General features: G+C 48.5%; 24 protein-coding genes. 2 read left to right on the top strand and 22 right to left on the bottom strand.

Annotated features, from left to right (window positions below):
- Positions 1–16 precede the first annotated feature (16 nt).
- From ileS to FAY32_RS12065, 16 genes are all read right to left on the bottom strand, one after another.
- Positions 17–2,830, bottom strand: a complete 2,814-nt coding sequence (gene ileS, locus FAY32_RS12140; RefSeq protein WP_143463692.1) for an isoleucine--tRNA ligase — start codon at positions 2,828–2,830, stop codon at positions 17–19.
- A 441-nt stretch (positions 2,831–3,271) separates the two neighbouring features.
- Entirely contained in the window at positions 3,272–3,970 is a 699-nt protein-coding gene (locus tag FAY32_RS12135; RefSeq protein WP_143463691.1) for a DivIVA domain-containing protein, read from the bottom strand.
- A 19-nt stretch (positions 3,971–3,989) separates the two neighbouring features.
- Positions 3,990–4,769, bottom strand: a complete 780-nt coding sequence (locus FAY32_RS12130) for a YlmH family RNA-binding protein (protein ID WP_143463690.1) — start codon at positions 4,767–4,769, stop codon at positions 3,990–3,992.
- 66 nt (positions 4,770–4,835) lie between these two features.
- The gene (locus tag FAY32_RS12125; protein WP_143463689.1) at positions 4,836–5,120 is read right to left on the bottom strand and encodes a YggT family protein; all 285 of its coding nucleotides are present in this window, start codon (positions 5,118–5,120) and stop codon (positions 4,836–4,838) included.
- A gap of 14 nt (positions 5,121–5,134) precedes the next feature.
- On the bottom strand, positions 5,135–5,566 hold the full coding sequence (locus tag FAY32_RS12120; protein ID WP_143463688.1) for a cell division protein SepF: 432 nt from the start codon (positions 5,564–5,566) through the stop codon (positions 5,135–5,137).
- 41 nt (positions 5,567–5,607) lie between these two features.
- Positions 5,608–6,885: a cell division protein FtsZ gene (gene ftsZ / locus FAY32_RS12115; RefSeq protein ID WP_143463687.1), complete on the bottom strand. Its 1,278-nt coding sequence runs from the start codon at positions 6,883–6,885 to the stop codon at positions 5,608–5,610.
- 21 nt (positions 6,886–6,906) lie between these two features.
- The gene (ftsA, locus tag FAY32_RS12110; RefSeq protein WP_143463686.1) at positions 6,907–8,238 is read right to left on the bottom strand and encodes a cell division protein FtsA; all 1,332 of its coding nucleotides are present in this window, start codon (positions 8,236–8,238) and stop codon (positions 6,907–6,909) included.
- 141 nt (positions 8,239–8,379) lie between these two features.
- The gene (locus FAY32_RS12105) at positions 8,380–9,237 is read right to left on the bottom strand and encodes a cell division protein FtsQ/DivIB (protein ID WP_143463685.1); all 858 of its coding nucleotides are present in this window, start codon (positions 9,235–9,237) and stop codon (positions 8,380–8,382) included.
- Positions 9,238–9,268: 31 nt separating this feature from the next.
- Positions 9,269–10,363, bottom strand: a complete 1,095-nt coding sequence (murG, locus tag FAY32_RS12100; protein ID WP_143463684.1) for an undecaprenyldiphospho-muramoylpentapeptide beta-N-acetylglucosaminyltransferase — start codon at positions 10,361–10,363, stop codon at positions 9,269–9,271.
- Positions 10,364–11,743, bottom strand: a complete 1,380-nt coding sequence (gene murD, locus FAY32_RS12095) for a UDP-N-acetylmuramoyl-L-alanine--D-glutamate ligase (RefSeq protein ID WP_191988192.1) — start codon at positions 11,741–11,743, stop codon at positions 10,364–10,366.
- A 298-nt stretch (positions 11,744–12,041) separates the two neighbouring features.
- Positions 12,042–13,013, bottom strand: coding sequence for a phospho-N-acetylmuramoyl-pentapeptide-transferase (gene mraY, locus FAY32_RS12090; protein WP_404820144.1), 972 nt, complete (start codon positions 13,011–13,013; stop codon positions 12,042–12,044).
- Between the two features lie 25 nt (positions 13,014–13,038).
- On the bottom strand, positions 13,039–15,198 hold the full coding sequence (locus FAY32_RS12085) for a penicillin-binding transpeptidase domain-containing protein (RefSeq protein ID WP_143463682.1): 2,160 nt from the start codon (positions 15,196–15,198) through the stop codon (positions 13,039–13,041).
- A 1-nt stretch (position 15,199) separates the two neighbouring features.
- Positions 15,200–15,601: a cell division protein FtsL gene (gene ftsL, locus FAY32_RS12080; RefSeq protein WP_143463681.1), complete on the bottom strand. Its 402-nt coding sequence runs from the start codon at positions 15,599–15,601 to the stop codon at positions 15,200–15,202.
- A gap of 42 nt (positions 15,602–15,643) precedes the next feature.
- Positions 15,644–16,588, bottom strand: a complete 945-nt coding sequence (gene rsmH, locus FAY32_RS12075) for a 16S rRNA (cytosine(1402)-N(4))-methyltransferase RsmH (RefSeq protein WP_143463680.1) — start codon at positions 16,586–16,588, stop codon at positions 15,644–15,646.
- Between the two features lie 21 nt (positions 16,589–16,609).
- The gene (gene mraZ / locus FAY32_RS12070) at positions 16,610–17,041 is read right to left on the bottom strand and encodes a division/cell wall cluster transcriptional repressor MraZ (RefSeq protein ID WP_048735801.1); all 432 of its coding nucleotides are present in this window, start codon (positions 17,039–17,041) and stop codon (positions 16,610–16,612) included.
- Positions 17,042–17,241: 200 nt separating this feature from the next.
- Positions 17,242–17,595 (bottom strand): DUF3397 family protein, encoded by a 354-nt coding sequence (locus FAY32_RS12065; RefSeq protein WP_143463679.1) that lies wholly within the window; start codon positions 17,593–17,595, stop codon positions 17,242–17,244.
- A 169-nt stretch (positions 17,596–17,764) separates the two neighbouring features.
- Between FAY32_RS12065 and FAY32_RS12060 the strand changes: the two genes are divergently transcribed.
- On the top strand, positions 17,765–17,887 hold the full coding sequence (locus FAY32_RS12060; protein ID WP_048735799.1) for a DUF4044 domain-containing protein: 123 nt from the start codon (positions 17,765–17,767) through the stop codon (positions 17,885–17,887).
- Between the two features lie 72 nt (positions 17,888–17,959).
- On the opposite strand, the gene FAY32_RS12055 is transcribed toward FAY32_RS12060, so the two are convergent.
- The 5 genes from FAY32_RS12055 to FAY32_RS12035 form a co-directional block, all read right to left on the bottom strand.
- Positions 17,960–18,322 carry a hypothetical protein gene (locus FAY32_RS12055; RefSeq protein WP_143463678.1) on the bottom strand — a complete coding sequence of 121 codons (363 nt, stop codon included), beginning with the start codon at positions 18,320–18,322 and terminating at the stop codon, positions 17,960–17,962.
- A 285-nt stretch (positions 18,323–18,607) separates the two neighbouring features.
- Positions 18,608–20,938, bottom strand: coding sequence for a DNA translocase FtsK (locus FAY32_RS12050; RefSeq protein WP_143463677.1), 2,331 nt, complete (start codon positions 20,936–20,938; stop codon positions 18,608–18,610).
- 214 nt (positions 20,939–21,152) lie between these two features.
- Positions 21,153–21,665 carry a tRNA (cytidine(34)-2'-O)-methyltransferase gene (locus FAY32_RS12045; protein WP_143463676.1) on the bottom strand — a complete coding sequence of 171 codons (513 nt, stop codon included), beginning with the start codon at positions 21,663–21,665 and terminating at the stop codon, positions 21,153–21,155.
- A gap of 310 nt (positions 21,666–21,975) precedes the next feature.
- A complete protein-coding gene (locus FAY32_RS12040; protein WP_143463675.1) occupies positions 21,976–22,827 on the bottom strand; it encodes a methyltransferase domain-containing protein in 852 nt (283 codons plus the stop codon).
- Positions 22,814–23,980, bottom strand: a complete 1,167-nt coding sequence (locus tag FAY32_RS12035) for an AI-2E family transporter (protein ID WP_143463674.1) — start codon at positions 23,978–23,980, stop codon at positions 22,814–22,816. The genes FAY32_RS12040 and FAY32_RS12035 overlap by 14 nt, the downstream gene beginning before the upstream one ends.
- A 76-nt stretch (positions 23,981–24,056) precedes the next feature.
- Here FAY32_RS12035 and FAY32_RS12030 point away from each other — a divergent pair, with 76 nt between their 5' ends.
- Complete coding sequence (locus FAY32_RS12030) at positions 24,057–24,692, top strand: copper homeostasis protein CutC (RefSeq protein WP_318635490.1); 636 nt, start codon at positions 24,057–24,059, stop codon at positions 24,690–24,692.
- 335 nt (positions 24,693–25,027) lie between these two features.
- Here FAY32_RS12030 and FAY32_RS12025 read toward each other — a convergent pair whose 3' ends face one another.
- Positions 25,028–25,258, bottom strand: coding sequence for a hypothetical protein (locus FAY32_RS12025; protein ID WP_143463672.1), 231 nt, complete (start codon positions 25,256–25,258; stop codon positions 25,028–25,030).
- Between the last annotated feature and the right edge of the window lie 91 nt (positions 25,259–25,349).

The following is a 25,349-nucleotide window of genomic DNA, read 5'->3' as shown; positions in this document are numbered from 1 at the left end:
ACATTTCAATCAGTGCTTACTTTTCTTCAAAGCCCTCGGTGGCCGTTTCTGGGTAGTTCGCCCGGACAATGGCCGCACAGCGTGCACAGAAGTGTGGGTAGTCAGCATCGCTACCAACGTCTTCCTTAGTCAAACGACAACGTTCGCAGACCTCACCGGCAGCTGGCGTGACCTTAACGGCCATATGGTCGAAGGTCAACGCATCGGCTGGTGCTTGATCCAGCTTAGCAACGTCTAAACCGGAAACTAATAAGATTTGTTGGACATCAACGTCCAACTTAGCCAACATAGCTTCCGTATCAGCATCGACATATAAGTCAAGGTGTGCTTCGGCAGCCTTCCCAATCAGCTTCTCGTCCCGTGCTTCTTCCAACGCCTTCAAGACGTGGCTCCGCAAGGTCATAAAGTGATCCCAGGTTGACTTGTGATCGTCATCTTCGGCCTCAACAGCATCATCCATGTCCATCACAACTGGCATTTCTGCTAATTGAACAAAGTCTTCTGGTTCCTTCAAGAAGTCCCAGATCTCTTCGGCAGTGTGTGGCAAGATTGGCGTAATCAACTTCGTCAACGTGACGGCAATCTGATAGAAGACCGTTTGCATTGAACGACGAACGGCACTGTCTTCTGCTTCGATGTAGAGAACATCCTTAGCAAAGTCAAGATAGAACGCAGACAAGTCACTCACAACAAAGTTGATAAGTTCCTTGTAAATGTTCAGGAAGTCAAAGTTTTCGTAGTGGTTTTCAATACTCTTAGTGAAGGCATTCAATTGATACAGCATGTGCCGGTCAACGGCAGTCAGCTGGTCAAAGGAAACGGCATCCTTTTCAGGGTCAAAATCACTGGTGTTCGCCAACAAGTAACGCATCGTGTTCCGCAACTTCTTATAGCTGTCGGAAATCTTCACAAAGGCTTCAGTCGTTACCCGCACATCAGCTGAAGTATCTACAGAAGTTACCCAGAGACGAACGATGTCAGCACCCATTTTTTTGATAATTTCATCAGGCGCAATCGTGTTCCCCAGCGACTTGGACATCTTGTGTCCGTCTTTATCTAAGGTAAACCCTTGCGAAACGACTTGCTTGTATGGCGCTTTACCCGTAGCGGCAACACTGGTGATCAAACTAGAGTTGAACCAACCACGGTATTGGTCTGAACCTTCCAGGTAGAGGTCAGCTGGGAAGTCCAAGTAGTCCCGTTCGGCCAGCACACCCTGGTGAGACGAACCGGAGTCAAACCAAACATCCATGATGTCGTTTTCCTTCGTGAATTCGCCATTAGGTGAGTGTTCGCTTGTGAAGCCTTCAGGTAAGAGATCCTTAGCTTCGCGCTTGAACCAGATGTTGGACCCATACTTACCAAAGAGATCAGCCACGTGGTTGACCGTTTCTGGTGTGATGATGGCTTCCCCATCTTCACCATAGAAAATCGGTAGCGGCACACCCCAGACCCGTTGACGAGAGATAACCCAGTCGCCACGGTCCTTGATCATATTTTCCAAACGACGCTTGCCCCAATCTGGTTGGAACTTAACGTCCTTTAAGCTGTCCAAGATTTCATCACGAATCTTGTCCACGGAAGCGAACCATTGTGGCGTTGCCCGGAAGATAACGGGCTTCTTCGTCCGCCAGTCAAATGGGTAACTGTGTTCATATGGCATGTAATCCAGCAAGGCATTGTTAGCCTTTAACTTATCTAGCGCAATCTTGTTGGCATCTTCATAGAACACACCCTCAAAGTCTTCACCGGCTTCAGCGGTCATGTACCCTTGGTCGTTAACGGGAACTAAAACGGGCAGGTTGTATAACTTACCCACGTTAAAGTCATCTTCCCCTAAACCAGGTGCCGTGTGGACCAAACCAGTACCGGTTTCGGTCGTTACGAAGTCGCCTAACATCACGACCAACTTCCGGTCAGCGATGAATGGGTGTTGGGCAATGATGTTGTCCATATCTTGCCCCATCACGGTCTTCAAGACTTTAACATCTTTCCAGCCGAAACGTTCTGCATTTTCCGCAACCAAGTCACTAGCTAAGACAAATTTCCGGTCTTCCCCAGCGGGTTGAACCACGGCATATTCGATACCAGCATCAATGGTGATCCCTTCAGATCCAGGAATCGTCCAAGGCGTCGTGGTCCAGACCACCAAGTAAGTGTTGTCGTCCAACACACCCTTGCCATCAACGACTTTTTCGCCATAGAAAGCAGATGGTGAGGTCACATCATGGTATTCAACTTCGGCTTCCGCCATCGCTGATTCGGATGACCATGACCAGTAGACTGGCTTCTTTCCCTTGTAGATCAATCCCCGCTTGGCAAATTCACCAAAGACCCGCACTTCAGCGGCTTCGAATTCTGGCTTCAATGTCAGGTAAGGGTTGTCCCAGTCGCCGGCAACACCGAGGCGCTTGAAACCATCCCGTTGCAAGTCAACCTGCTTCAACGCGTAGTCGCGACAGAGGTCACGGAATTCAGCCGTTGACATCTTCTTCCGGTCGTAACCGGCCTTCGTCAACTGTTGTTCGATTGGCAACCCATGGGTATCCCAACCGGGAACGTAAGGGGCACGGAACCCACTCATGGACTTGTAACGCACAATGATGTCCTTAGAGATCTTGTTCATGGCGTGACCCATATGGATTGGACCGTTGGCATATGGTGGCCCATCGTGAAGAATAAAGCTAGGCTTTCCTTCGTTTAATTTTTGACGGGCTTCGTAGACTTTGTTTTCAGCCCAGGCTTTTTGCCGGTCAACTTCTTTGACTGGTAAATTCCCGCGCATTTTAAACTTGGTCTTACCCAGGTTAAGCGTGTCTTTTACTCGCATACCGTGTTTCCTCCTTAAATTTTTGTAACTCGGTTGGTGAACCGGTGAGCTCAAACCATCACTGGTCTCAGCTCACCGGTCAACCGAAACCGTTGTACGTCCAGAGCTTAAAATAGATGACTAAACGTTGCCGATCAAGACTAGCACCTACCGTGCGGCTACAATTGGTCAAATTACCCACTGTTTTTGAAAACAAATAAAAAACGACCCGTCGCAAGGGACGAAGTCGTTCGTGGTACCACCCAATTTTAGTAAGGACTGGTTATCCAGTGCTTACCCTCAAGCACCGTATCGGGGTGCACCGCCATCGCTTACTTGATTCAGCCATGGGGCTCGGGAGAATGATACCGCCTAAAAAGAGTGGGTGTTAGCCTTCCACCATCGCTAACTCGCTAGTTCCATCTTTTTATTTGGCTAGTTTCTCTGTGCCACTGTTATTTATTAGTTTTGGTCAAAATGGGGATCATCATTGTCTGGGAAGATAACGACCGTTTCACCATCATCTGGTGCTGAATCCGTCACGGGAGCTTCCGTGACTTGGTCATCTTCCTCAGATGATGCTTCCGAGTTTACGCCTTGTGCAGCGTCATTGTCAAGCCGGTCACCGACGACCTTCTTGATTTCTTCATAGCTCGACATGGACCCTTCCTTCAACAGACTATCCCAGTCGTTGGATTTGACCACTTCAAGCTGACTCTCAAGCATCACCTGTAGCCGTTGCCGGAAGACGCGGGTACTCTTCTTCAAATCATCGGTTTCCACTGCCAATTTCTTGGCCCGTTTGGAAGCTTCATCCATGATTTGATTCCCTTTGTTCGTTGCTTCAGAAACGATATCAGAGCTTTGCTTTTGAGCTTCGCGAATAATAATTTCCGATTCCTTTTGCGAATTAGCTTTGACCTTATCGGCAGCCTCTTGCGCAACTAAAATGGATTGGTTCAAGGAATCCTTCAAGTCGTTAAAGTACTTCAACTTTTCGTTAGCCGCATCTAACTGTTCTTCTAATTCCTTGTTATGATTCAACGTGATCTGGTAATCCTTGATGACTTGGTCTAAAAAGTCATTGACCTCATCAACGTTATAACCACGCATTTTCGTGCCAAACTCTTTATTATGAATATCTAATGGACTTAATACCATTACACTGTTCCCTCCGCATCTATTTCTTCAACACCGCTAGGGTGACCCGAATTTTTTCCTTTTTCGTTCGACCGGCAACTTCGTCCAATCGAATTCGACCAAACCCCCGAACAGACACAATGTCTGCCACATCCAGCTCGTAGTCTGGCTTGAGCGTATCTGCCCAATTCAACCGTACGTGGCCGCCTTCAATCAACTCTTTGGCTCGGTGTCGGGACAGATGAAACCCTGTCCCCACAATGTTGTCCAATCGTAGTGACGACAGGGTCGCACTTTCGCTCTCCCACTCGTTCAACGGCTGGACTAACTGTGTCCAGTCGCCCAATTTCAGCCGCGCCTTGACCCGACCGATACGGTCAACCTGACTGGTCAAATAATCGACCATCGACGTCTCCGTCACGACCTGCCAGACCTCACCATCGGTCAAAATATCACCTAAAATTTCACGTTCGATCCCTGATCCCAAGAGTGTTCCCAGAATCTGACTATGATGGAGCGTTGCAAATTTCACCGGGTAATCGACCTGCATCAGGGTTAATTCAAAGTCCTTGTCTTCTGGCGTATAGTAGTCTGGATAGAATAGCGCCCGCTGCATCTCTGCATGCTCATGCCCGCCACTAAACCGGACGGGAATATCTGCATGCCGCGCTAATGTTGTTGCGATGTATACCTGACGAGGATTCAAAAAGTGAGTGAGAACTGGCCGATACTCATCTTGAACCTGTTGAAGCCAGCCAGTGATGGCATCGATAAACGGCGCCTCATCCGGGCGAAAATGCTGGGTAATGTTCTCATCCACGAGTCTTTCCTCCCCTCAAGTTGCTGATGGTCACCCATCTATTTTTCAAAAATCTATCGGCAATCGTCATCTTATCATGAGTTGTAAGACGAGCATTCCCAGATACTGAATGCCGTACTGCACCAGGGATAAGACCACGATGGCAACGACCGGTCCAAACCCGATCGGTCCTAATGAAATAAAATTGAAGTAGCTCAGAAACGGCTCCACCAAGCGGCCAACGATTCGACCAAACTTAGACTCATAGCCGCCTGGTAACCAACTTAGTAAGGCGTACACCACAATTAACAGGATGTAGGCACTTACCAGCCAGTTCAAAGCTCTAAAGATCAAACTAACGAAATATATCACGGCGTCGCTCTCCTTTATTGCGTGAATTGCGTTCCTAAGTTGACAGCGACGTCACCACTCACTTCGAAATTATGCGGTGTGCACAGAAAAATCTGTTCACCGATCCGCTTAATCTCACCGCCCACAGCAAACGCAGTTCCGTTTAAGAAATCTACAATGCGTTGCGCTTGTGCTTCATCGACCCGGGCAAAGTTTACAATGACGGCATCCCCGCCCGTAATTTGTTTTGCGATTGATTTCGCATCCGAGTAGATTCGTGGCTCACAAATCGCAATGTGACTTGAATTGGGTTTTGCAGACCGCATGGCAACCACCTTCCGCCTATCAACCGGTTGACTGGGGGTAGCTGGCTTGGGAGTCGCTACCGGAGTTGGATCCTCTTGATAGTCTTCGTCATAATCATCGTCTGTTCCGAAAAATTTGCTAAGACTAAACTTCTCCGCCATGGTTGGCCACTCCTCTCATAACGAATTCTACAGCTGGGTGATTACTTACGCCGCCGCTTAAAGAATGGTGGTGTGTCTTCACCCTTGTTACTACTATCATCAGCCGCTGAACTATCATTTGAGCTCGGGTTGAAGATGTTAAAGTCTGGTTTGTCAACGCCCGCAAATTCATCATGTGAATTGTTAGGACGAGCTTGTGGTTCTGGACGGTGCGCTGGTTCGCGGATGTCCCAATTGCCAAATGGATCTTGGTCTGTTTCCTTAGGGGCATTCTCTTGGGCAGCATTGTCCGTTGAAGTCGTCCGTTGTTGGCCTTCTGCACGCCGCGCAATGCGACTGTGTGCAGCTTCACGCTCTTCCTTCTTCTTATCAATTCCGGTCGCAATTACCGTTACCCGAACTTCATCGCCAAGGTCTTCGTCAATCGAAGTCCCGAAGATGATGTTAACGTCACTGGTTGCCGCATCGGATACGATTTGAGAAGCAGCTTGGGCTTCAAACAAGGACAGGTCTGGACCACCGGTAATGTTCAGCAGCACTTGTTCGGCACCATCGATAGACACTTCCAGCAGTGGCGAAGAGATAGCCTTCTTGGTGGCATCTTCCGTCCGGTTTTCACCGTTAGCGGAACCGATTCCCATCAAAGCAGCCCCTTGGTCCTTCATGACCGTCTTCACATCGGCAAAGTCCAAGTTAACGTAGCCAGGGCTCGTGATTAAGTCAGAGATTCCTTGAACCCCTTGACGTAAGACGTTGTCGGCTTCTTGGAAGGCCTCCATCATTGGTGTCTTCTTGTCAACGATTTCTAACAAACGGTTGTTGGCAATGACGATCAACGTGTCCACGTTTTCCTTCATTGCAGCGACCCCTTCGGCAGCAAAACGTGCCCGCCGTGGGCCTTCAAAACTAAATGGCCGGGTAACGACCCCAACAGTCAGGGCACCGCCCTCTTTGGCGATCTTAGCGACGATTGGTGCAGCACCGTTACCGGTCCCACCGCCCATACCGGCAGTGACAAAGACCATGTCGGCACCTTCAAGGGCTTCCGTAATCTGTTCTTCACTTTCTTCGGCGGCCTTAGCACCGACCTCTGGGTTGGCACCAGCGCCTAACCCTTTGGTCAATTTCGGCCCAAGTTGAATCTTAGTTTCTGCCTTTGAGGCTTCTAAGGCTTGAACATCCGTGTTTGCCACGATGAATTCAACACCCTTGACGTCTTCCGTGATCATTCGGTTAACGGCGTTGTTCCCACCGCCACCAACGCCAATCACCTTAATGATTGCGCCATTATTCTGCGCAGAGTCTAGTGAGTATTCCATTCTATATTCCTCCATCTCGCGTTAATCAAAGAAGTCGCTAAAGAACTTCTTGATTCCTTCGGTTCGCTTCTTCTTCGGTTTTGGTGTCGCCTTACTCTTCTGGTGAGCTTGCACGGGAGCATCCACTGGGCCGTTATCGACCGGTTGCTCACGTTGACGAATCTCATCGGTTTCATCGGCCAATTGTGTTGAGCCCGTCAACGCACTCTTAATGAGCAAGTCGATCTCACTCAGTCCCCCAAAGTAGTTTACCAAAGCCAAAGCCAGGGTAAACGATGGGTGCCGTAACCCCATTTGATCTGGAACATAAACCCGAACATTCGTGCCGAACTCAGCGGTTGCTAAGTCGGTAATGCCTGGTAACGCCGCAACGCCACCAGTCAACACGATTCCTCCTGGTAGCTCTAAGGCTTGGACCTTATTCAGGTTTGCCTGTAAGCGCTGGAAGATTTGATCAAGTCGAGCTTCAATAATTTCTGCTAAGTATTTCTCTGAAATTGGCGTGGGCTGGCTTTGACCAACCACGTCAACTGGGAATTCATCTTCATCGCTAGCTTGTGCCGAATCAGCATAGCCATAATCACGTTTCAGCTTCTCTGCGCTATCCAGTGAGGTGTTCAACACCACCGAAATGTCCTTGGTGATGAACTGACCACCCTCCTGGTCAACGTCAATGTACTTCAGTTGGTGGTCATGGATAACGGCCGCTGTGGCTTGACCTCCACCCAAATCGATCAGGATGGTACCAAAGTCTTGCTCACCGTCGTTCATCACCATCATACCTTGCGCCATTGGATTAATGACTGTGCCCCGCAGATGCAAGCCAGCTTGTTCAACGGCTTTACGGGTATTGTGCATGATGGTCTTGGGTCCCGTAAACAAAGTCCCGTGCAGTTCAAGGCGCACGCCGACCATCCCCCGGGGATCCTTGATGCCATCAAACCCATCCACCACAAATTCATCGGCCAAGATGTCAACGACTTCACGCTCTGGTGGCAAGCTTTGAATCAAAGCCGCCGCCGAAACGCTCCGCACGTCACGACCGGTGATTTCGCGAGACTGATCGTCAATGGCAATCATACCGCTACAAGGTTCAATCTTTAACATATTTGCGGGAATCCCCACAATCACATCGTGAATTTCGATGCTGGCCTTCTCTTCGGCTTGTCGAACGGCGCGCTGAATCGCTTCCGCTGCTTTGTCAATGTCCACGATTACGCCGCGGCTGACACCATTCGAACGTTCATTTCCCACACCAATAACGTTCATTTGCCCTTTAACATTCTCAGCAACAATGACTTTTATTGAGGTGGTTCCTATATCGAGACCAACGTACATCCCTGAATTATCCATAGAAAAAGGAACCTCCTAAGTTAATCTAATATCAACACTGCATGAATTCGCTTTTTCTCCTAATTATTTTTCAGTTTACCACACTTACTAGGGGTTGAAAAAGCCTTATTGACGCTTTTTAACGCTGAAATCAAAATGAAATTATTTACTGAAGGGGTACGAGTACGCCCCCACTTCCAAATTGACCACACCTTTGGTCTTCATCTTCGCCGCAATGCTAGGATAAAAGGCCATCTTCTTCGCGAAACTGGAGATGCTGGCATAGACCTCATTGCCGTCGTTCATGAAGAGATGAACGCGATCGGGATTAGCCTTAGTTGGTGACTCCTGAATCTCACTGATACTCCGCTTAATCGTTGAACTGAGCTGCGCATACTGGAGAATCATCCGGTGCAACGTCTTAGCACGTTTAAAGTTGCCGTAAACCGGCGTCCCACTTTTCGGTTGTGTCACTGACTGTTCACTAACAATACCATTTTCTAAGACTTCATAGTAACGATTTTGCTTCAATACATAACCAGCCGTCATAAACTCCGTGACGTGAATCGACGCATGATTGGGCCGCTTGAAACGAATCGTGACGCGTTTGACACGTGTATTACGTTTAACTGCTTGCCGTTCCAGCTGTTGTGTATGCCCTAGCAGTTGGAAAATGGAATCCCCAGGCTGGACCTGTGCTGCTCGCTGGACCTGTGCCGGAGAAAGGGCAACGTTACCGGTTACGTGCACCGTTTCAAAATGACTCAGTGGTGAAACCAAGTACACCATGACTAAAATAACGGCGGTAAAACTTCCTAGCAGTATGCTCAGTCGCCGAACTAACTTTCGGGCCCGCTCGTGCTTTAGCCGGGGAAGTTTATCCCCAATTCGCTTCGCCTTGTGAATCCAACCAGGCGTTTTCGCTCGCTGACGCTTCTGCTGGGCTTGCGCCTGATACTTCTCCCACGGTGTTAGTGATCGCTGTTGTTTCGGATCGTTACGGTTTAAACGAAACTTCACGGTCGCTCACCTTCCATTCACTAGTCTGGTTTTAATCTTTTTTTAGTGACAAGACCACATCTAGAACGCGGTCAGCCGCATCGGGCACCCCGAGCTGCTTAGAAGCCGCGGCCATGTCCTGACGCAACGCATCATCGTTCATTAATTGATCTGCCTTAGTGACCAAAGACGCTCCCGTCAAATCAGCTTCCTTGATAATCTCCGCAGCACCGACCGTCGCCAATGACTGTGCGTTCTTAGTCTGATGATCTGCGGTAACATAAGGACTTGGAATCAAAATTGAAGGAATCCCATCAGCCGTAATTTCAGCCAAACTAGTCGCTCCGGCCCGACCGACAATCGCGGCTACCTTAGGTAAAACCTCGGGCATGTTGCTGATGTAAGGCTTGATCACAACATTTGCTGCCACCTTGACATCCTTTAACCGGTCCATCACGTTATCATAGCGTTTCTGTCCAGTCACAAAGACGACTTGGTAATTGCGCTTATTGAATTCAGGGATAGCCGCAATCGTGGCGAGGTTGATCTTCGGTGCCCCTTGTGAGCCCCCAAAAATCAGCAGCGTGGGCACATCGTCTTTGAGCTGGTAATCCTGCCAGCTAAAGTGACTAACGACCTCAGCGGCTTCCTGAGCCCGTGGATTCCCAGTCTTAACCATCTTGTTTGCCGGAAGCTGATCCAGGGCGGCGTCAAAGACGTACGCAATCCGATCAACGTAACGACTTAAGAAGCGGTTGGTGATGCCGACAACGCTGTTTTGTTCGTGAATCAACGTTGGAACGTGCAAGTGCGCGGCCGCATAGACCACAGCACCCGACACGTAACCACCAGTTCCCACGACAACGTCTGGTTTAAAGGCCTTAATCATCTTTTTCGTCTCGTGGACACTCTTCAAGAATAGATAGACCGTCTTGAAGTTTTCCAGTGATAGGGACCGCTTGAACCCTTGAATTCGGGTAGATTGAAACGGAATCCCCTTAGCTGGTACAATCGTACTTTCCAAGCCCCGTTCGGAGCCGACGTACATGACTTCTGCGTCTGGGTCATGCTTTTTGAGTGCTTTGATGAGCGCTAATGCCGGGTAAATATGACCCCCGGTACCGCCACCTGATACCATTAATCGCATTTAAACTTCCTCCTGTTTACCCGTTAACTGCTCAACGGCCTTGATAAACCGATCACCACGGACCTCGAAATTCGGGTATTGGTCCCAACTGGCATTGGCTGGTGACAATAAAATAATATCTCCAGCTGCGCTCAATTGATAAGCTAACGGAACAGCAGTTTCAACATTTTCTGTCTTTTTGATCACCTTGATACCCGCCTGTTTGGCAGTCTCCGCTAAGAGATCTGCTGTCTGACCAAAGAGAACGATGGCCTTGACGTGATCCTTGAAGGATGGAATCATCTTTTCAAAGGTATAGCCACGGTCCAATCCTCCTGCTAATAGGACGACTGGCGCCTTGAATCCCTTGAGTGCCATCTCGGTGGCTTCCATGTCGGTGGCCTTCGAATCGTTGTAGTATTGACGGCCCTCGGCTTCCAACACGTATTGCGTCCGGTGCCGAACCCCACCAAAGCTCCGAAGAACGGCCACGATGGCCTGCGTGCTGACACCCTTGATCTTAGCCACCGCAATGGCAGCCAAGGCGTTCTCTACGTTGTGATCCCCTGGTACCTTGATTTCGCTGGCAGCCATGATATGTTCACCCTTGAAGTACAGCTCACCATCAGTTTCATAGGCGCCGTCTTCCGACTGGTTCAGCCGAGAAAATGGAACGACTTTTGCAGCGGACTTTTTGCTGAGCTCTTGCCATTCAGGATTATCGAAGTTGACCACGAAGTAATCGTCCGCCGTTTGATTTGCAGTGATCTTCATCTTAGCAGCCACATAATTTGCTCGCGTCTTGTGGTAGTCCAGGTGATTGGAGAAAATATTCGTCAACACGGCGATGTGCGGGTGAAATTCGGTCGTTTCGGCCAACATGAAGCTAGAGACTTCTAAGACCAGCGTATCGGCCGGTGACACCTCTTGAACAACCTTGCTGGCAGGAATACCAATATTCCCAGCGTAAACCGCGTGACCAGCTTTCCGGTCGTGGTCGACCATCTTTTGAATCATGGTCGTGGTCGTCGTCTTCCCGTTGCTTCCCGTAACGGCGATCAACTCCGCATCGGCCACTTCGCCGACTAATTCCATTTCACCAATGACTGGAATATTCTCCGTTAATGCCCGCTTAACGACTGGCACATCGTAGAAAATACCGGGATTTTTCACGATCAAGTCGTACCCCGGGTCCAGTAGGTCAGCCGTTTGTTCACCGGTAATCACGGTAAACCCTTCCGCTTGTAAGTCGCGGGCGTCTTGGTTCTCGGCCAGTGGCTTCACGTCACTGACGGTCACCTTAGCACCTAGTTTTTTCAACAAGCGAGCCGCGTTGACCCCACTCTTCGCCAGTCCTAAGACCAGCACTCTCTTCCCCGTATACGTCGTGATCTGCTTCATAATTACCTTTCGCTCTCCATTCATTCACTTATGCTTTTAATAGTTTGATTCCAAAATAGTCACTGTTAACCTGACGATCAACTCGTCTAATAAAACGGTCGTCGTGCCCACAACATCGCTAACACCATGTTGCAACCAGCGGTTTTGTCAGTCACAGTTGGTCTGGACTGTCGCCAGAACCAGACACCTTAATTATACAGCGGCGAGGCCTGACGACTCCACTATTTATTCACGGCCAGTCCACTAAAAAAGGCTAGCTTGACCCTAACGAGCAAGCTAGCCCATTAGTCAGTCGCCCTTATCTTGGCAAGATGACCCACAATCCAGTTAACGCGGTGATCAAGCCGATTCCCCAGAAGGTAAAGTCAATCTTCCATTCGCTCCATCCCTTCATTTCGAAGTGATGATGAATGGGACTCATCAGGAAAATCCGCTTGCCCGTCAACTTAAATGAGGCAACTTGTAAAATAACACTCGCCGTCTCAATCACAAAGACCAGTCCAATCCACAGCAGTGACAATTCATGATGCAACAGAATTGAAACGGCCGCTAAAGCACCACCCAGTGCTAAGGAACCGGTATCACCCATGAAGATCTTGGCCGGTTTGTGATTAAAGATGAGAAAACCGAGCAGACTACCAACTACGGCAAAACAGAAAATGGCAATGTTCATTTGCATCTGGTGCCAAGCAATCACACCATAGGCTGCAAAAGAGATGCTTGCTAACCCGCTGACTAAACCATCCAGGCCATCTGACAAATTGACCGCGTTACTAAAGCCAACTAACCAAATAATGACGAAGATGGCATACCAGCCACTCATGTGCCAGTTACCCATCCCCGGGATATGCAAGGCCATTGGGAGTCGTTCGTGAGTATAGACCCAAAAGAGAATCAATGCCCCCACGATTTGACCCAACAATTTTTGCCAAGCCTTTAATCCTTCGTTTTGACGATGAAAGAGCTTAATACTGTCATCCCAAGCACCCAGGCCACCGTACAAGACGAGGATAAATAGCAAAATCCAGGTCGTAGATAACGTGTGATGCGGGGCTAACAGCCAGCTACTAGCTAACGTCATCACTAAAATTGCAACGATGAATAACAGGCCACCCATTGTCGGGGTTCCTGACTTCTTCTCGTGCCACGTTGGGCCTTCTTCACGAATCATTTGCCCCTCATGCCGGGCCCGGAAGTACCGAATCAATGACGGCATAAACGCCGCCGTAATTATAAAACCGCCCAACAGGGGCACAATCATATTCATCATTGTCTCTCTCAATCCTCATTCTCTTTTATTTATTTTGTTTCAGCGTCACGACCAGTGTCGAATCCGCACCAACGGTAGTTCCTGCCTTGATGCTTTGCTTCGTCACGTAGCCATCACCCGCTACAGTTACCTTTAAGCCTTCCAACTGAGCTAATTTTACCACATCACCCTTTGACCAGCCGATTAAACTTGGCATGGCCACCGTACCACCAGTGGTAATGAACACCCGCTGATTTTGATAAAGTGACGTTCCAGCTGTGACGGACTGTTTCAAGACCTTTGTCCCCGTCCCTAATTGCGTCACCGTGGCGCCTGCCTTGTTTAACGCTCTCGTAGCAGTTGTCACGGATTTGCCAGCAACATTTGGCATCTTGTTCGTCTTCGTCGTGGTCGATCCGGTATCTTCTTGCAGTGCCCGCGCCATTACCGGTTTCATAATTGATGCCAATAATTTGGTCGCGGTCGTGCCGCCCAGATGGGGCTGTTTCATCGTGATATACATAACGTACTTGGGATTACTAGCAGGGACCATCGCGGCAACTGAGTACAGGTAGTTATCATCGCCGGAAAGATAGCCCTTCCCGTTGCTGACCTGCGCTGTCCCGGTCTTCACCGCAACCTTGTAGCCGCTCATCTTGTAGTCAGCCCCAATACCATAACTCTTGTAAACCACATCTTCCATGTGTTTCCGCACCGCCTGGGCCGTCTTTGCCGAGATAGGATTACCCACCACAGTTGGTGAGTACTTCTTCACAGTCTTATTGGTATCGGAATCGGTAACTTTACTGATCACGTAAGGCTTCATCATCTTGCCATCATTGCTGACCGCACTTAAAGCCTGCAGCATCTGAAAGACCGTGACCTGAATACCTTGGCCAAATGACGTATCTGCCTGTTCAATTGGCCGCTGAAAGGCGATGCTCCCAGTCATTTCACCTGGCAAGCCCGAATGCGTGCTCTTCAGAAAATGGAAACGGTCAATGTATTTTTTCCAGGTTTTAGCGCCCATTTGCTGTTCCAAGTGCGCCATCGCAACGTTACTGGAGAGGGCAAACCCCTTGTCATAGGTAATCGTCCCCCAACCTGCGGTGTTCCAATCGGGTACGATTTGGTTGCCAATGGTGTAACGCCCAGATTGGTAAGTCGCGTTACCGTTGTAATTGCCACTATCAATGGAAGACGCCAACGTGAAGACCTTCATCGTTGACCCCGGCTCATAAGCATCTTGAACTAAGGTATCCCGCCAAATCTGGCTCAAGCCTGCCTTGGTCGTGGCGTTAAACGTTGGCCGTTGCGTGGCCGCTAAAATGGCCCCGGTCTTGGCATTCATCAGCACCGCGTTCATTGAATTGGCCTTGACTTGACCTTGCACATTACTCATTTCGGTTTCAAGTAGCGTTTGGAGGCGCGTATCTAACGTGGTATAGACGTTGTCACCGTCCTTAGCTTTTTTAGATTTCTGCTTGGTCCCTGGTAGCTGGTAACCATACATATCTTTCTTGATTTTCTGCGACCCATCAGTCCCGGTTAATTGCTGATTGAAAGCCTGCTCGATCCCCATGGTCCCAGTCAGTGTCGTTTGACCATTCTTGGCCGTTTGCGCCTGTGCCAGACCAACTAGGTGTGAGGCAAAGATCCCATTGGGATAGAGTCGTGCTTCCTGCTGAACAAAGTTAATCCCGGACAAATGATATGCCTGAATCTTCTGCTTGGTGGTCAACGAAATATTTTGACCAGCCGTTCCAAATTCCACTTGGAACGTATTGGCCTTACTTGGATAAAGCGCCTTGAGCGCCTGATTGCGCGTCAGCGGTAAGTACTTCGCCAGAACCGTCGCAATCTTTTCCTTGTTAGTTGCATACAGTTTTTTCCCGTTCAGACTCACCTGCCGCTTATCAAGCACCACGTACAGGGAGTATACACTAGTATCTTCGGCAATGGCTTGGCCGTTCGCATCGTAAATAGTCCCCCGCTTTGCCTTGATTGTCTCATTAGCCGTGTAAAGTTTTTGGGCAGAGGCACTCAAGTTAACGTTCTGAACATTTTTCCCGATGGAGATATACGAAAAGCGACCGACGATAATCGCAAACACCAGGAGGAAAAGGAAAAACAGAAACTGGCCAAAGTACTTCCGGTTTCTGCGTGGTTGCTTATTCATCATTTGTCGCTTTTGGGAATCTTTCATGTTATTTGTTTACATTCCTTATTCTATCGTTTTGCAAAGTGAGCCCTTGCTTTTTGGCAATTTTATCAAGTCGCGTCCGACTCTGCAACTCATTAATTTCTTGTTGCGCGTTCGTATTGCGATTTTGAATTGTCGTCACATTGCTATTCACACTCTGCAGTTCGTGTTGGGCGTTACTCATCGCAATTTTCGATGAGACCACAAAGACCATGAGTGTCGCCAAAATAAGGCCACAGACCGTCATGAGACACTTTTCGAATTTAGAAACCGGTAACTTTTGGCTCTGAGGATTCCGTTGCGGATTACTTTGCGGGCGAGCCTGATGTTGCGGCTGTTCTATGTTTGGGCGTTGTTGGGGTTCCGGCGAAAGGGGAACCGCTTCAGCTAAACTATTCTGCGCCATAAATAATCATCTTCCTATGTCGAGTTTTCGTATTTGGTTAGACTACTTAATTTTTTCTAAAATTCGTAACTTGGCACTATGAGCACGATGGTTCGCTTCCAACTCAGCTGGTGATGGCAAGATTGGCTTGCGATTGACCAGTTGGTAGTCGGGTTGTAAATTGTCTGGAATAACCGGAATGCCATGGGGTAATTCTGGCAGTGAAGACTGTTCTCGGAACATCGTCTTCACTAGTCGATCTTCCAAGGACTGGAAGGTAATGACGCTGATGCGCCCGTTTAGATCCAGTAAGGAGACCGCCTGCTCAAGTGAATCTTCCAAGGCCCCTAATTCATCGTTAACCGCGATTCGAATCGCTTGAAAGACCTTCTTTGCAGGATGACCGCCATGCCGACGAGCCGCTGCGGGAATCCCCTCTTTGATAATTTCGACCAATTGGCCGGTCGTATCGATCGGTGCCACGGCACGGTGCCGTTCAATGGCCCGTGCGATTGGCTTAGCGAATTTCTCTTCGCCATAACGGTGAAAGATTCGCATGAGATCGTTGAACTCCCACTCATTGACCACGATCCACGCAGTCAACTTCTGGCTCTGATCCATGCGCATGTCTAATGGCGCATCGTGTTGATAGCTAAACCCACGATCAGCCTCGTCAAATTGTGGCGAGGACACACCCAAATCGTAAAGAATGCCATCTACCGCCGTAATACCGCGCTGATTGAGTTCATTTTTAATGTCGCGAAAGTTGCTTTTTATAAAGGTTAACTTACCTTCGTCCACGTATTGCTTTAAGTGTTGTTGGTTATAGGTAATGGCGGTCTGATCTTGGTCGAACGCGTAGAGATGCCCCGTCGTTAATTGGCCGAGGATGCGCTCACTGTGGCCACCGCCGCCGAGAGTGCAGTCAACATAGATACCCGTCGGCTTAATGGCTAACCCCGCCACTGTTTCTTTTAGTAATACGGTTACGTGATGAAAGTCTTCCATAAACACTCTCCTTTCTTAAATCTACATGCCAAAGTCGATTAAGTTCTCGGCAATGTCATCAAAATTTTCTTCAGCAGTGTCAGAAAAGTCCTGCCACCGATCCGAACTCCAAATTTCAAAACGGTTAGCAACCCCGACAATCACACATTGTTTGGTTAACGCAGCGTGGTCGCGAAGCGGCTTGGGAATGTTGATTCGGCCCTGTTTATCCAGCTCACACTCCGTTGCTGCGGAGTAGAAGAAGCGGACGAAGGCACGGGCATCTTTTCGGTTGACTGGCAAGGCTTTCAATTTGTCCTGCAGTGCCGACCATTCAGGCATGGCATAACCGAATAAACACCCATCCATTCCCCGGGTAACGACAAAATTGTCGCCTAACTGTTCCCGAAATTTAGCGGGAATAATTAGCCGGCCTTTGGTGTCGATCGAATGTTCAAATTCGCCCATGAACATAGCCATTACCCCCCGTTTGTAACTATTTCCAAGTTTACCACACCCCCCCACTTTCTACCACAACGTTTCCGAATTTTTATAAATTTCCCACCAAAGGTGCAAAAAGCCACGGCGAACACTTGTTCACCGTGGCTTTGAGCGATTATTTTGCCCCATAAAAAATGAGTCATTAATCAAAATTATTTATATTTATGCATAGACTAACTAATAACAAGTAAAAAACAAACCACGAAACCTAACGCCCAAAAAAGGTCCGTCAGCCGCCAAAATGTCTTAAAAAAAGTGCTATAAAGTAACTCTTTGTTGTGAGCAGCTTGAATAAGTGTCACTAAGATTCCCACGCTCATCCAACCGATTACTAACCACGGGAGAATAGCTCCCGCGCCGGCTGGCACCAAAATCACCGAGCACAAAATGAGTAATGGTGTCATTAAGTCCCATGTACTCAATCCAGTTGGCCAACGGCGCTTTAAAACCCGCTTGCTGGCGCGAATAATCAGCCAGCCGATCACCAGAATCACTAGTTGTCCCGCGGGCGATGCCCAAAACGCCATTTTACTTCCCCCCACTAATGTTTTCCGTCTCATTATAAAGATTTCTCAGGAGACTTGCAATTCACGTTTTGTAACAAGCAGTTGACAACTTGACCCTGACGGTTGCAATTCCGCTGTTCTCACGGTAAACTAATTGAGTAAATTGGATTAAAGAGGTGGCTAAGCCCGCATGGAAAAGAAGAAAAAATCAACATTTCAAAAGATTACGAACGTCTTTGTTTGGATTATGATTATCGCAACAATTGGTTCCTTAGTTTTTGGGGCTATTTCCTCATTAGGTATTATGGGTTAATTTATAAAAAAAGACACACCTTGGCTGGTTGATCGACGACCCAGGGTGTGTCTTTTTCATTGGTTGCTCACTTTACGAACAGTTAGCTAGCTCAGCTAACGAAGTTGTTATTTCCTCAGTATCCAGCATTGGTTGCGCTAACACCGTCAGCAGATGCTCACCGATAACAATGATGGGTTCCCCCTGCTCATCCGTCATCAGTGCCGCATATAATCGCAATAGCGTCTGCAATGACCGGTAAGTTTCTTGCCACTGCTCAGCCTCACGATTTTCCTGCATGAGTGCCGTAGTCAGGCTACGAATATTGCGACTCACCCGTTGTCGAGTGAGTCGTTTTTGTTTATGTTCCTGAAACACCGGCAGGAACAACGCAACCGCCACTGCCAGCAGTTCTCCCACCGCTTCAAACCAATCCGACCAGGTCCCTAATTCCATAAAGATCTCCCCCCAACGTTCATAGAATACCGCAGCCTGAATGTGGGGCCAAGATACATGTACGTTGGGGGGAGCTGTCTGTTAAGTCATTAACTAAAGGTTGAAAGACGAGCGGCCAGCAGATATAGGCTTAGTAGAAAACCTGTAGACTCGTGATTTGCGCGGCTTCAAGTTGTGTTCACACCGTTTCAGCCCATATCTGCCGACCGGTAAGGCGGCTCAACCACTATGTCGCCTATCTGTCAGCCAACAATTCAGCCAAGAATAATGAAGAAATCGTTAGTCTCAATTCGACTGACCGTCGTCACTGTCAGGTTGCTTATAGACTTGACGAGGCTTACTTCCTTCCTGGGGACCAATGTAGCCCCGTTGTTCGAGGTCATCCATGATCCGGGCTGCACGATTGTAGCCGATGCGGAACTGGCGCTGTAGAAGTGAGGTGCTGGCCTTTTGCTGGTCGACCACGAACTTCAATGCATCATCGAATAATTCGTCATCGCTATCACTAGCATCCTCTTGCTGAAGTTCTTCATCGGTAACCATCATGTCCTCATCGTAGTCAGCTGATTGCTGTTGCTTGATGAACTCGACCACGTTGGCAACATCCTCGTCAGGAATAAACGCGCCTTGCACTCGGACCGGTGAGTTCGCATCAACTGGTTGATAAAGCATATCACCACGTCCCAGCAACTTTTCTGCGCCGTTAGCGTCCAAGATCGTCCGGGAATCAATCCCACTCGAGACGGCAAAGGCAATTCGTGATGGCACGTTGGCCTTGATCAGTCCGGTAATGACATCCACGGAGGGACGTTGAGTGGCTAAAATCATGTGTACACCTGCCGCCCGACCCATTTGTGCTAAACGAATAATGGCGTCTTCAACTTCATTGGAGACCGTCATCATCAAATCCGCCAATTCATCAACAACGACCACGATGTATGGCAACGTTGGTCGAGCTTGGCCATCCTCAGCGTTGGCCTTCTGAACAAAGGCATTGTAACCAGAAATCTTCCGTTGACCGAATTGTGAGAATAATTCATAGCGCCGTTCCATTTCAGCAACGACCTTATGCAATGCCCGAGCAGCCTTTTTAGGCTCCGAAACGACTGGCGTGAGCAAATGCGGAATCCCGTTATACACGCTCAATTCAACCTTCTTGGGATCAATCAACATCAATTTCAGCTGATCTGGTCGCGCGTTCATCAGCATACTGGTAATGATGCCGTTAATGGCCACTGATTTCCCACTCCCGGTTGCCCCAGCAATCAGGAGATGCGGCATCTTCGTAAGGTCCATCGTGACGACCTGACCAGTCACGTTACGCCCCAGAGGGACCTCTAGCGGCTTGTTGGGATGTGCTGGCTGCGCCTCAACCACATCACGGAATGAGACCGTTGAAACTTCCTTATTGGGAACTTCAATTCCAATCAGAGATTTCCCCGGAATCGGCGCCTGAATTCGGATGCCCTTTGCGGCCAGGGCCAGGGCCAAATCGTCCGCCAAGTTCACAATTCGCGAAACTTTAACCCCAATTGCCGGGTGAAGCTCATATTCGGTCACCGATGGCCCTAAACTTACATTTTTAACTTCTGCATCGACACCAAAACTATCGAGAGTCTGTTTTAGAATCTTCGTATTCGCATCGATTGCATTAACCTCAGCTGTTTGATCAGTTGGTGGCACTTGTTTCAGCAAATCCGCTTGTGGCAACTGATAATTCGGATCAACTGGTGTAGTGCTAACCAACGATTCGGCCGGATCAGCCTCATCGGTTACTGATTCTGCTGCCGCACTCGCTGCTGGCTTAGATGTTTCATTTGCCGCTACCGTAATATGGTAACTTGGTTCTTCACTGGCCGGCTGGGCAGCGCTTCGCGGTTCTGGCAACTCCTTGTCATCCGGATCAAGCGGTGTGCCCGGTTTCGGGCGTTGTTGATCACGTTGGGTGCGCTTTTCTTTAGCGAGCTCACCACCCCGTTTCAGCGCGTCTCCACTGGCTTGGACTCCATGCGTCAAGGCCCGCCAAGCGGTCAACGTCCACCGTTCGATATCGGCGAGTGGGATTTGGAAGAACACAATCACCCCACCAACCATGATCAGCCAAGCGGCAATTTGTGCGCCAATTAAGGCAATCAGCCACGCTACAATACTGAGTTCAAGGGCCCCAATGACCCCGCCTCCTAGCTGCGATGTCAACCCACCGGTCCAAAGATCGGCGAGTCCTGAATGCCAAATGGTCGCTAAAAACTGACTATGCTGATTAACGTCCACAAAATGATTTGCCGTAATCCATAGCAACCAGCCTGCATAGCCCAGACCACTTCCCACTAAGTAATGGCGCGCAATGTGTGGCCAAGTTCCCGTTAGTGCCAGAGCAACTCCCAGTGCCCCCACGATGACGAGTCCAAACTGATAAGTATCCCCAATGACTAAACGAACAAGATTGGCACAGAGCGTTCCCAGTAATCCTAGATTAAAGATTCCCAGTGCAGCCAAGGCAACCAAAACAAGGCCAATGACGTTACTGGTATAAGGGAACGGTTGATTACTCTTTCGGCGGCGTTTGGTTGGTTTCCGTTTTGCTGGACGCCGGGTTGTTTTTCTCTTGGTAGCCAACCGACTGCCCCCTTTCATGATAAATTTATCTATATAACTTAATAACTTATTATTTTTGAGTCTGACCTCAAGTTAGGCAATTCGAGCAACATGCACGTTTTAAAATGCCGGTTCTGTCTGGATTAGAACGAAAACTAGACAGCATCGTGTCCTGGCCGGCAAATCTGGTGCGCCTGCTGATCACTACCAGGATGAAGCCTGAATCAAATTTTAATTACTTAAGCTTGTCATGTGGATACTGATGAACCCGTTCGAGCTTAGGAAATTGTTGTTGCCGTAAGACTTCATAGATGACAATGGCAGCGCTGTTAGACAGGTTAAGTGCCCGAATGTGCGTATCATCTTGTGGAATCCGAATACATTTCTCAGCGTGCTTGCGCATGAATGGTTCAGGTAATCCGGTCGTTTCCTTACCGAATAAGAAGTAGTGGTCATTCTCGTTCACACGATAATCCGGTTCTGTATAATCCTGATCAGCAAATTTTGAGACCAAGTAGAGTTGCGTTGGATCAGGAATGGATTCCAAAAAGGCTGGCAGGTTCTCATGGTAGCGAACATCCACCTTGTCCCAGTAGTCCAAGCCGGCCCGCTTTAAATGGGCGTCATCGACCGAAAAACCCAATGGCTTAATGAGGTCTAGAATTGTATCCGTTCCTGCACAAGTCCGGGCAATATTCCCCGTGTTAGCTGGAAATAGCGGTTCAAATAAGGCAATATGATTCGTCATAAATTCTCTTCTCCGTTCTGTTATCAAACATTCGTTCTGTTCCATTATTATAGCCATTTCACCCGGCCTTTGACAAGGGTTCTCGTCCGGAGAATGTGACGCCTTAACTGGCACCATTACTAAATTTTAGACAGAAAAAAAAGCAGGTCCTCGGTGTGGGCACGGCGAGGATCTACTCTAGTGAAGTGCTACTTGCCAGCCACCAACAGTTAAATGCTGATGTTGACTGTCAAACGATTTCTCATGGCTTAATATAACATCCCACTGTTAGCTCTGCAAGCTTTTTTCACAAATTCTTCAAACGTTTTACTTAAGGCTGTTGAGCAATTAGAAGCGTCACATCCACTGTAATCTCGGGGAATGGGTTAGCTTTGACCTCTGCGAGGCGTTCTTCATTAGCACCCCAATGCATTGGCGTCATCAGCATCAGATCCGGGAAAAGTTCTGGCGTCACTGGCACTTGATAGCGAATGCGTTCGGCTGTGGCTGTCGGATAATGTTCCTTGAACAAACTAAGCACATTGCCATTATCATAGGTTGCGTGCGCACTCCCAGCTGGGAAAATGGCCTGCCGCAATTCAATCAAATAGTCCGCGTTAGGAATAACCTTCAACAGCTGACCACCGGGTGCCAATACCCGATTAAACTCTTTATACGCCGAGGGTGAAAAAAGATCCAGAATTGCCGTAAACTGGTGATCAGCAAACGGCATCTGCGCCAAATCTGCCACGCAAAAGAACGCCCCATCAGCCAATTGCGTTGCCAAATTAATCCCCGGTTTGGAGAGATCAAAGCCCACAGCGGTATCCTGACCATTGCGTTGCGCCAGAACATCGTGTAACGGTGTACCCTCCCCACAACCCACATCCAGAATTGTCTGTGGTGTTGCCGGAAGCTTGGCAGCAAACGTATCTGTAATGCCAGCGAAGAGGCCCGCCTGAAGCATTCGCCGTCGTGCAGCTAACATGGCGTTGTCATATTCACTTGCCACGGCTCGTTGCATGAAATACAGGGTTCCCTTCTTCGACAGATCCACGTTATGCCCATTGGGACAAACGAGGCTGTGCCCCGTAACTTCTGCGTACGGGCTCAGACAAACTGGACACCGAAAGAGTTGCGTATGTTGTGCTAAAAAGGCCGCCGCCTGATCAATTTTCTTCATTATTTATATTTTCTCCTTGTTCCTCATAACCACCATTAAACTTCTGATACCAGCGGAAAATTTCTGTTGCGACGACTCGAATCACCGCGTAACCCGGGATCCCCAAAATAACACCTAATACACCAAAAGCCTTGCCGGAGATCAACAGAATAAAAATAATCGTTAAAGGATGAATTTTAAGCGAACTTCCTAAGACCAATGGTGAGATCAGTCGACCTTCCAACGTTTGTTCAACGATAAAAACGATCAGAACCTTGACCAACATCCACGGTGAAATGAATGCGGCAACCACGACTGCCGGAATCATAGCTAAGAACGAGCCAAGGTACGGCACTAAATTCAACACACCGGCAACGATTCCCAATAATAAGGCGAATCGCAGGCCAACAATCAGAAATCCCAAGTAGAACAAGACCGCCACAATAAATGCAACAATCAATTGTCCCCGCACGTAGTTACTAACCTGACGATTCATTTCCGTCAACAACTTAATCGCTGACTGCCGGTGCTTGACTGGCAATAACCGTGATAGGTAGTCTGGTAATTGGTGCCCGTCCCGTAACAGATAAAATAAAATAAACGGTGCCGTAACGACCGCCACCACAATTGAGACAACCCGACTCACAATACCGCCAACCGAAGAGAATGTACTCTTTGCTAATCCCGAAATTGCCGTTGAAGAACTCTTGGAAATCTGCTGATTGAATTGATCCAGCTGATCTCGAACCCCATTTAGTCGGTCATCTTGTAACCACTGCATACTAGTCTGCGTAATCTGGTGCCAGTACTGCGGCCACTCCGTAATCAATGTGGTCGTCTGCCGTTGGACCATTGGAATCAGACTAATGATTCCCCAGGCAATCAGCAGGGCCAGAATAATGAATAGTCCAATAATCGACCAGCTCCGTCGAATCCGGTGTCGTTCTAGTCGATCAACTAAAGGGTTAAGCAAATAATACCCCACCCCAGCTAGAATAATGGGCAAACCCAGAATCTGGCCCACTAAAATAAATGGTGTTGCGAGCCACGGGACTTTACTTATCACTAATAGAATGAGTAAAATGAGGAGCGTGATTGTTAGGATAGAAACTAATCGGTTATTGACCACCCAGTTCCAAAACCACGATCGATGCTGCTTAGAGTCTGTCTTCAATGAGGTCCCTCCCAGTAAATAGTGCGTATATTGTACCATACTGTTTGCCGCTTTGCTGCGACCGACTAGAGAAAGGATGACGATTTTGCTATTAGTCGAACCGTTACTAGAAAATTATTCAGAACTACCTAATGCCATTACAGCCGGTGCAAAACGAATTGCATTAGCTGACAATCTCGCCGTTGGTGGGACTACTGTCAGTAAAGGCGTCATGGGTGAAGCCGTTCGTTATGCCCATGAGCATCAGGTCACGTTAGATCTTATCATTGCACCGCGCGGCGGAAACACGCCCTATAACGATGTTGAAATTAAGATGATGGAGGCTGACTTGTTAGAGGCACAACAATTAGGTGTTGATGGCGTTATCTTTGGCGCCCTGACGGCCCAGCGACAACTCGATCAGGAAGCTCTCAGTCCATTAATCGCCGCTGCTGGCGGAATGACGATGACCTTTGGACTAGATTTCGATGCCATTCGCCCGCAAGATCGTGGAACGGCACTTGATTGGCTCGCTGATCAAGGATTTGAACACATTTTGAGCGCTGGCACTGCTACCAACGACCGCATCGCAGATTGGACGGCTTCTAAACGCTTAGCTGATGCCGATGGTTTGACCTTAATTCCGGCAAATGTTTCCTCCAAGGAAACCGCTGCTTTGAGTGAAAAACTCGGTCTAAATCTCTTTTACGGCCAGCACGTTTTAGAGTTCTAGCAACTACAAAAGACCTAACAGTGGGATTGGCGCACTGCTAGGTCTTTTTTTGCGAACTCCCAGTAAATTTCTTTCAGTGGTTACCCCCAAAAATACATCTACCATTAAACTAAGTGACCTGACACGTGGGCCTACCGTCTAAGCCCACGCACTGTGTGTCAGTCTCTCCTGGTTCCCCAACGTCGCAAAGTCCCCTAACTCATGCTTATAGTAGCACGCTGAAATCTACGCCGTTGCGAATACACTGAATACTTATGAAGATACTAACATTATTTTAACTAACTAAAAAAACTGTCGGCTCAAAGATTGAACTCTTGGCCGGCAGTTTTTTTAGGTTACCAGCGTTCCCGTTTAACTACCGGTTCGCCTTCTTCCCAAGGATACTTGCCATTCTTATTTTTCTTAGTGTGTTTCATCATATATTCAGTCCGCTTCTGCAACCGGTCATGCGTCTTCCGCCGATTGTAAGCCCGTACGCAGAGTACCACGATTCCAAGGACAACATAGATGGACATTCGTAGAAAGAACTGCATCGTTTTAGTAGCAAATACAGTTGTTAAAATCATAGGGGTCCCTCCTTTTAGCCAAACACTTCTAACCTAAGCCGCCAATGTCGATGACGTATGAGTCACTACGGTTCGGCCCGTAGTGACCCGC

Origin of the sequence: Levilactobacillus enshiensis (genome assembly GCF_007115095.1) — a bacterium.
GTDB classification, from domain to species: Bacteria; Bacillota; Bacilli; order Lactobacillales; family Lactobacillaceae; genus Levilactobacillus; species Levilactobacillus enshiensis.
Note: the sequence above shows the minus strand (reverse complement) of the source record. Positions and strands in the feature narration are given on the sequence as shown.

Excerpts from the sequence above, each read along its gene's own strand:
- ileS (WP_143463692.1), bottom strand. The coding sequence starts at position 2,830 with ATGCGAGTAAAAGACACGCTTAACCTGGGTAAGACCAAGTTTAAAATG.
- FAY32_RS12135 (WP_143463691.1), bottom strand. The coding sequence starts at position 3,970 with ATGGTATTAAGTCCATTAGATATTCATAATAAAGAGTTTGGCACGAAA.
- FAY32_RS12120 (WP_143463688.1), bottom strand. The coding sequence starts at position 5,566 with ATGGCGGAGAAGTTTAGTCTTAGCAAATTTTTCGGAACAGACGATGAT.
- ftsZ (WP_143463687.1), bottom strand. The coding sequence starts at position 6,885 with ATGGAATACTCACTAGACTCTGCGCAGAATAATGGCGCAATCATTAAG.
- ftsA (WP_143463686.1), bottom strand. The coding sequence starts at position 8,238 with ATGGATAATTCAGGGATGTACGTTGGTCTCGATATAGGAACCACCTCA.
- murG (WP_143463684.1), bottom strand. The coding sequence starts at position 10,363 with ATGCGATTAATGGTATCAGGTGGCGGTACCGGGGGTCATATTTACCCG.
- murD (WP_191988192.1), bottom strand. The coding sequence starts at position 11,743 with ATGAAGCAGATCACGACGTATACGGGGAAGAGAGTGCTGGTCTTAGGA.
- mraY (WP_404820144.1), bottom strand. The coding sequence starts at position 13,013 with ATGATGAATATGATTGTGCCCCTGTTGGGCGGTTTTATAATTACGGCG.
- FAY32_RS12085 (WP_143463682.1), bottom strand. The coding sequence starts at position 15,198 with ATGAAAGATTCCCAAAAGCGACAAATGATGAATAAGCAACCACGCAGA.
- ftsL (WP_143463681.1), bottom strand. The coding sequence starts at position 15,601 with ATGGCGCAGAATAGTTTAGCTGAAGCGGTTCCCCTTTCGCCGGAACCC.
- rsmH (WP_143463680.1), bottom strand. The coding sequence starts at position 16,588 with ATGGAAGACTTTCATCACGTAACCGTATTACTAAAAGAAACAGTGGCG.
- mraZ (WP_048735801.1), bottom strand. The coding sequence starts at position 17,041 with ATGTTCATGGGCGAATTTGAACATTCGATCGACACCAAAGGCCGGCTA.
- FAY32_RS12065 (WP_143463679.1), bottom strand. The coding sequence starts at position 17,595 with ATGGCGTTTTGGGCATCGCCCGCGGGACAACTAGTGATTCTGGTGATC.
- FAY32_RS12060 (WP_048735799.1), top strand. The coding sequence starts at position 17,765 with ATGGAAAAGAAGAAAAAATCAACATTTCAAAAGATTACGAACGTCTTT.
- FAY32_RS12055 (WP_143463678.1), bottom strand. The coding sequence starts at position 18,322 with ATGGAATTAGGGACCTGGTCGGATTGGTTTGAAGCGGTGGGAGAACTG.
- FAY32_RS12045 (WP_143463676.1), bottom strand. The coding sequence starts at position 21,665 with ATGACGAATCATATTGCCTTATTTGAACCGCTATTTCCAGCTAACACG.
- FAY32_RS12040 (WP_143463675.1), bottom strand. The coding sequence starts at position 22,827 with ATGAAGAAAATTGATCAGGCGGCGGCCTTTTTAGCACAACATACGCAA.
- FAY32_RS12030 (WP_318635490.1), top strand. The coding sequence starts at position 24,057 with ATGACGATTTTGCTATTAGTCGAACCGTTACTAGAAAATTATTCAGAA.
- FAY32_RS12025 (WP_143463672.1), bottom strand. The coding sequence starts at position 25,258 with ATGATTTTAACAACTGTATTTGCTACTAAAACGATGCAGTTCTTTCTA.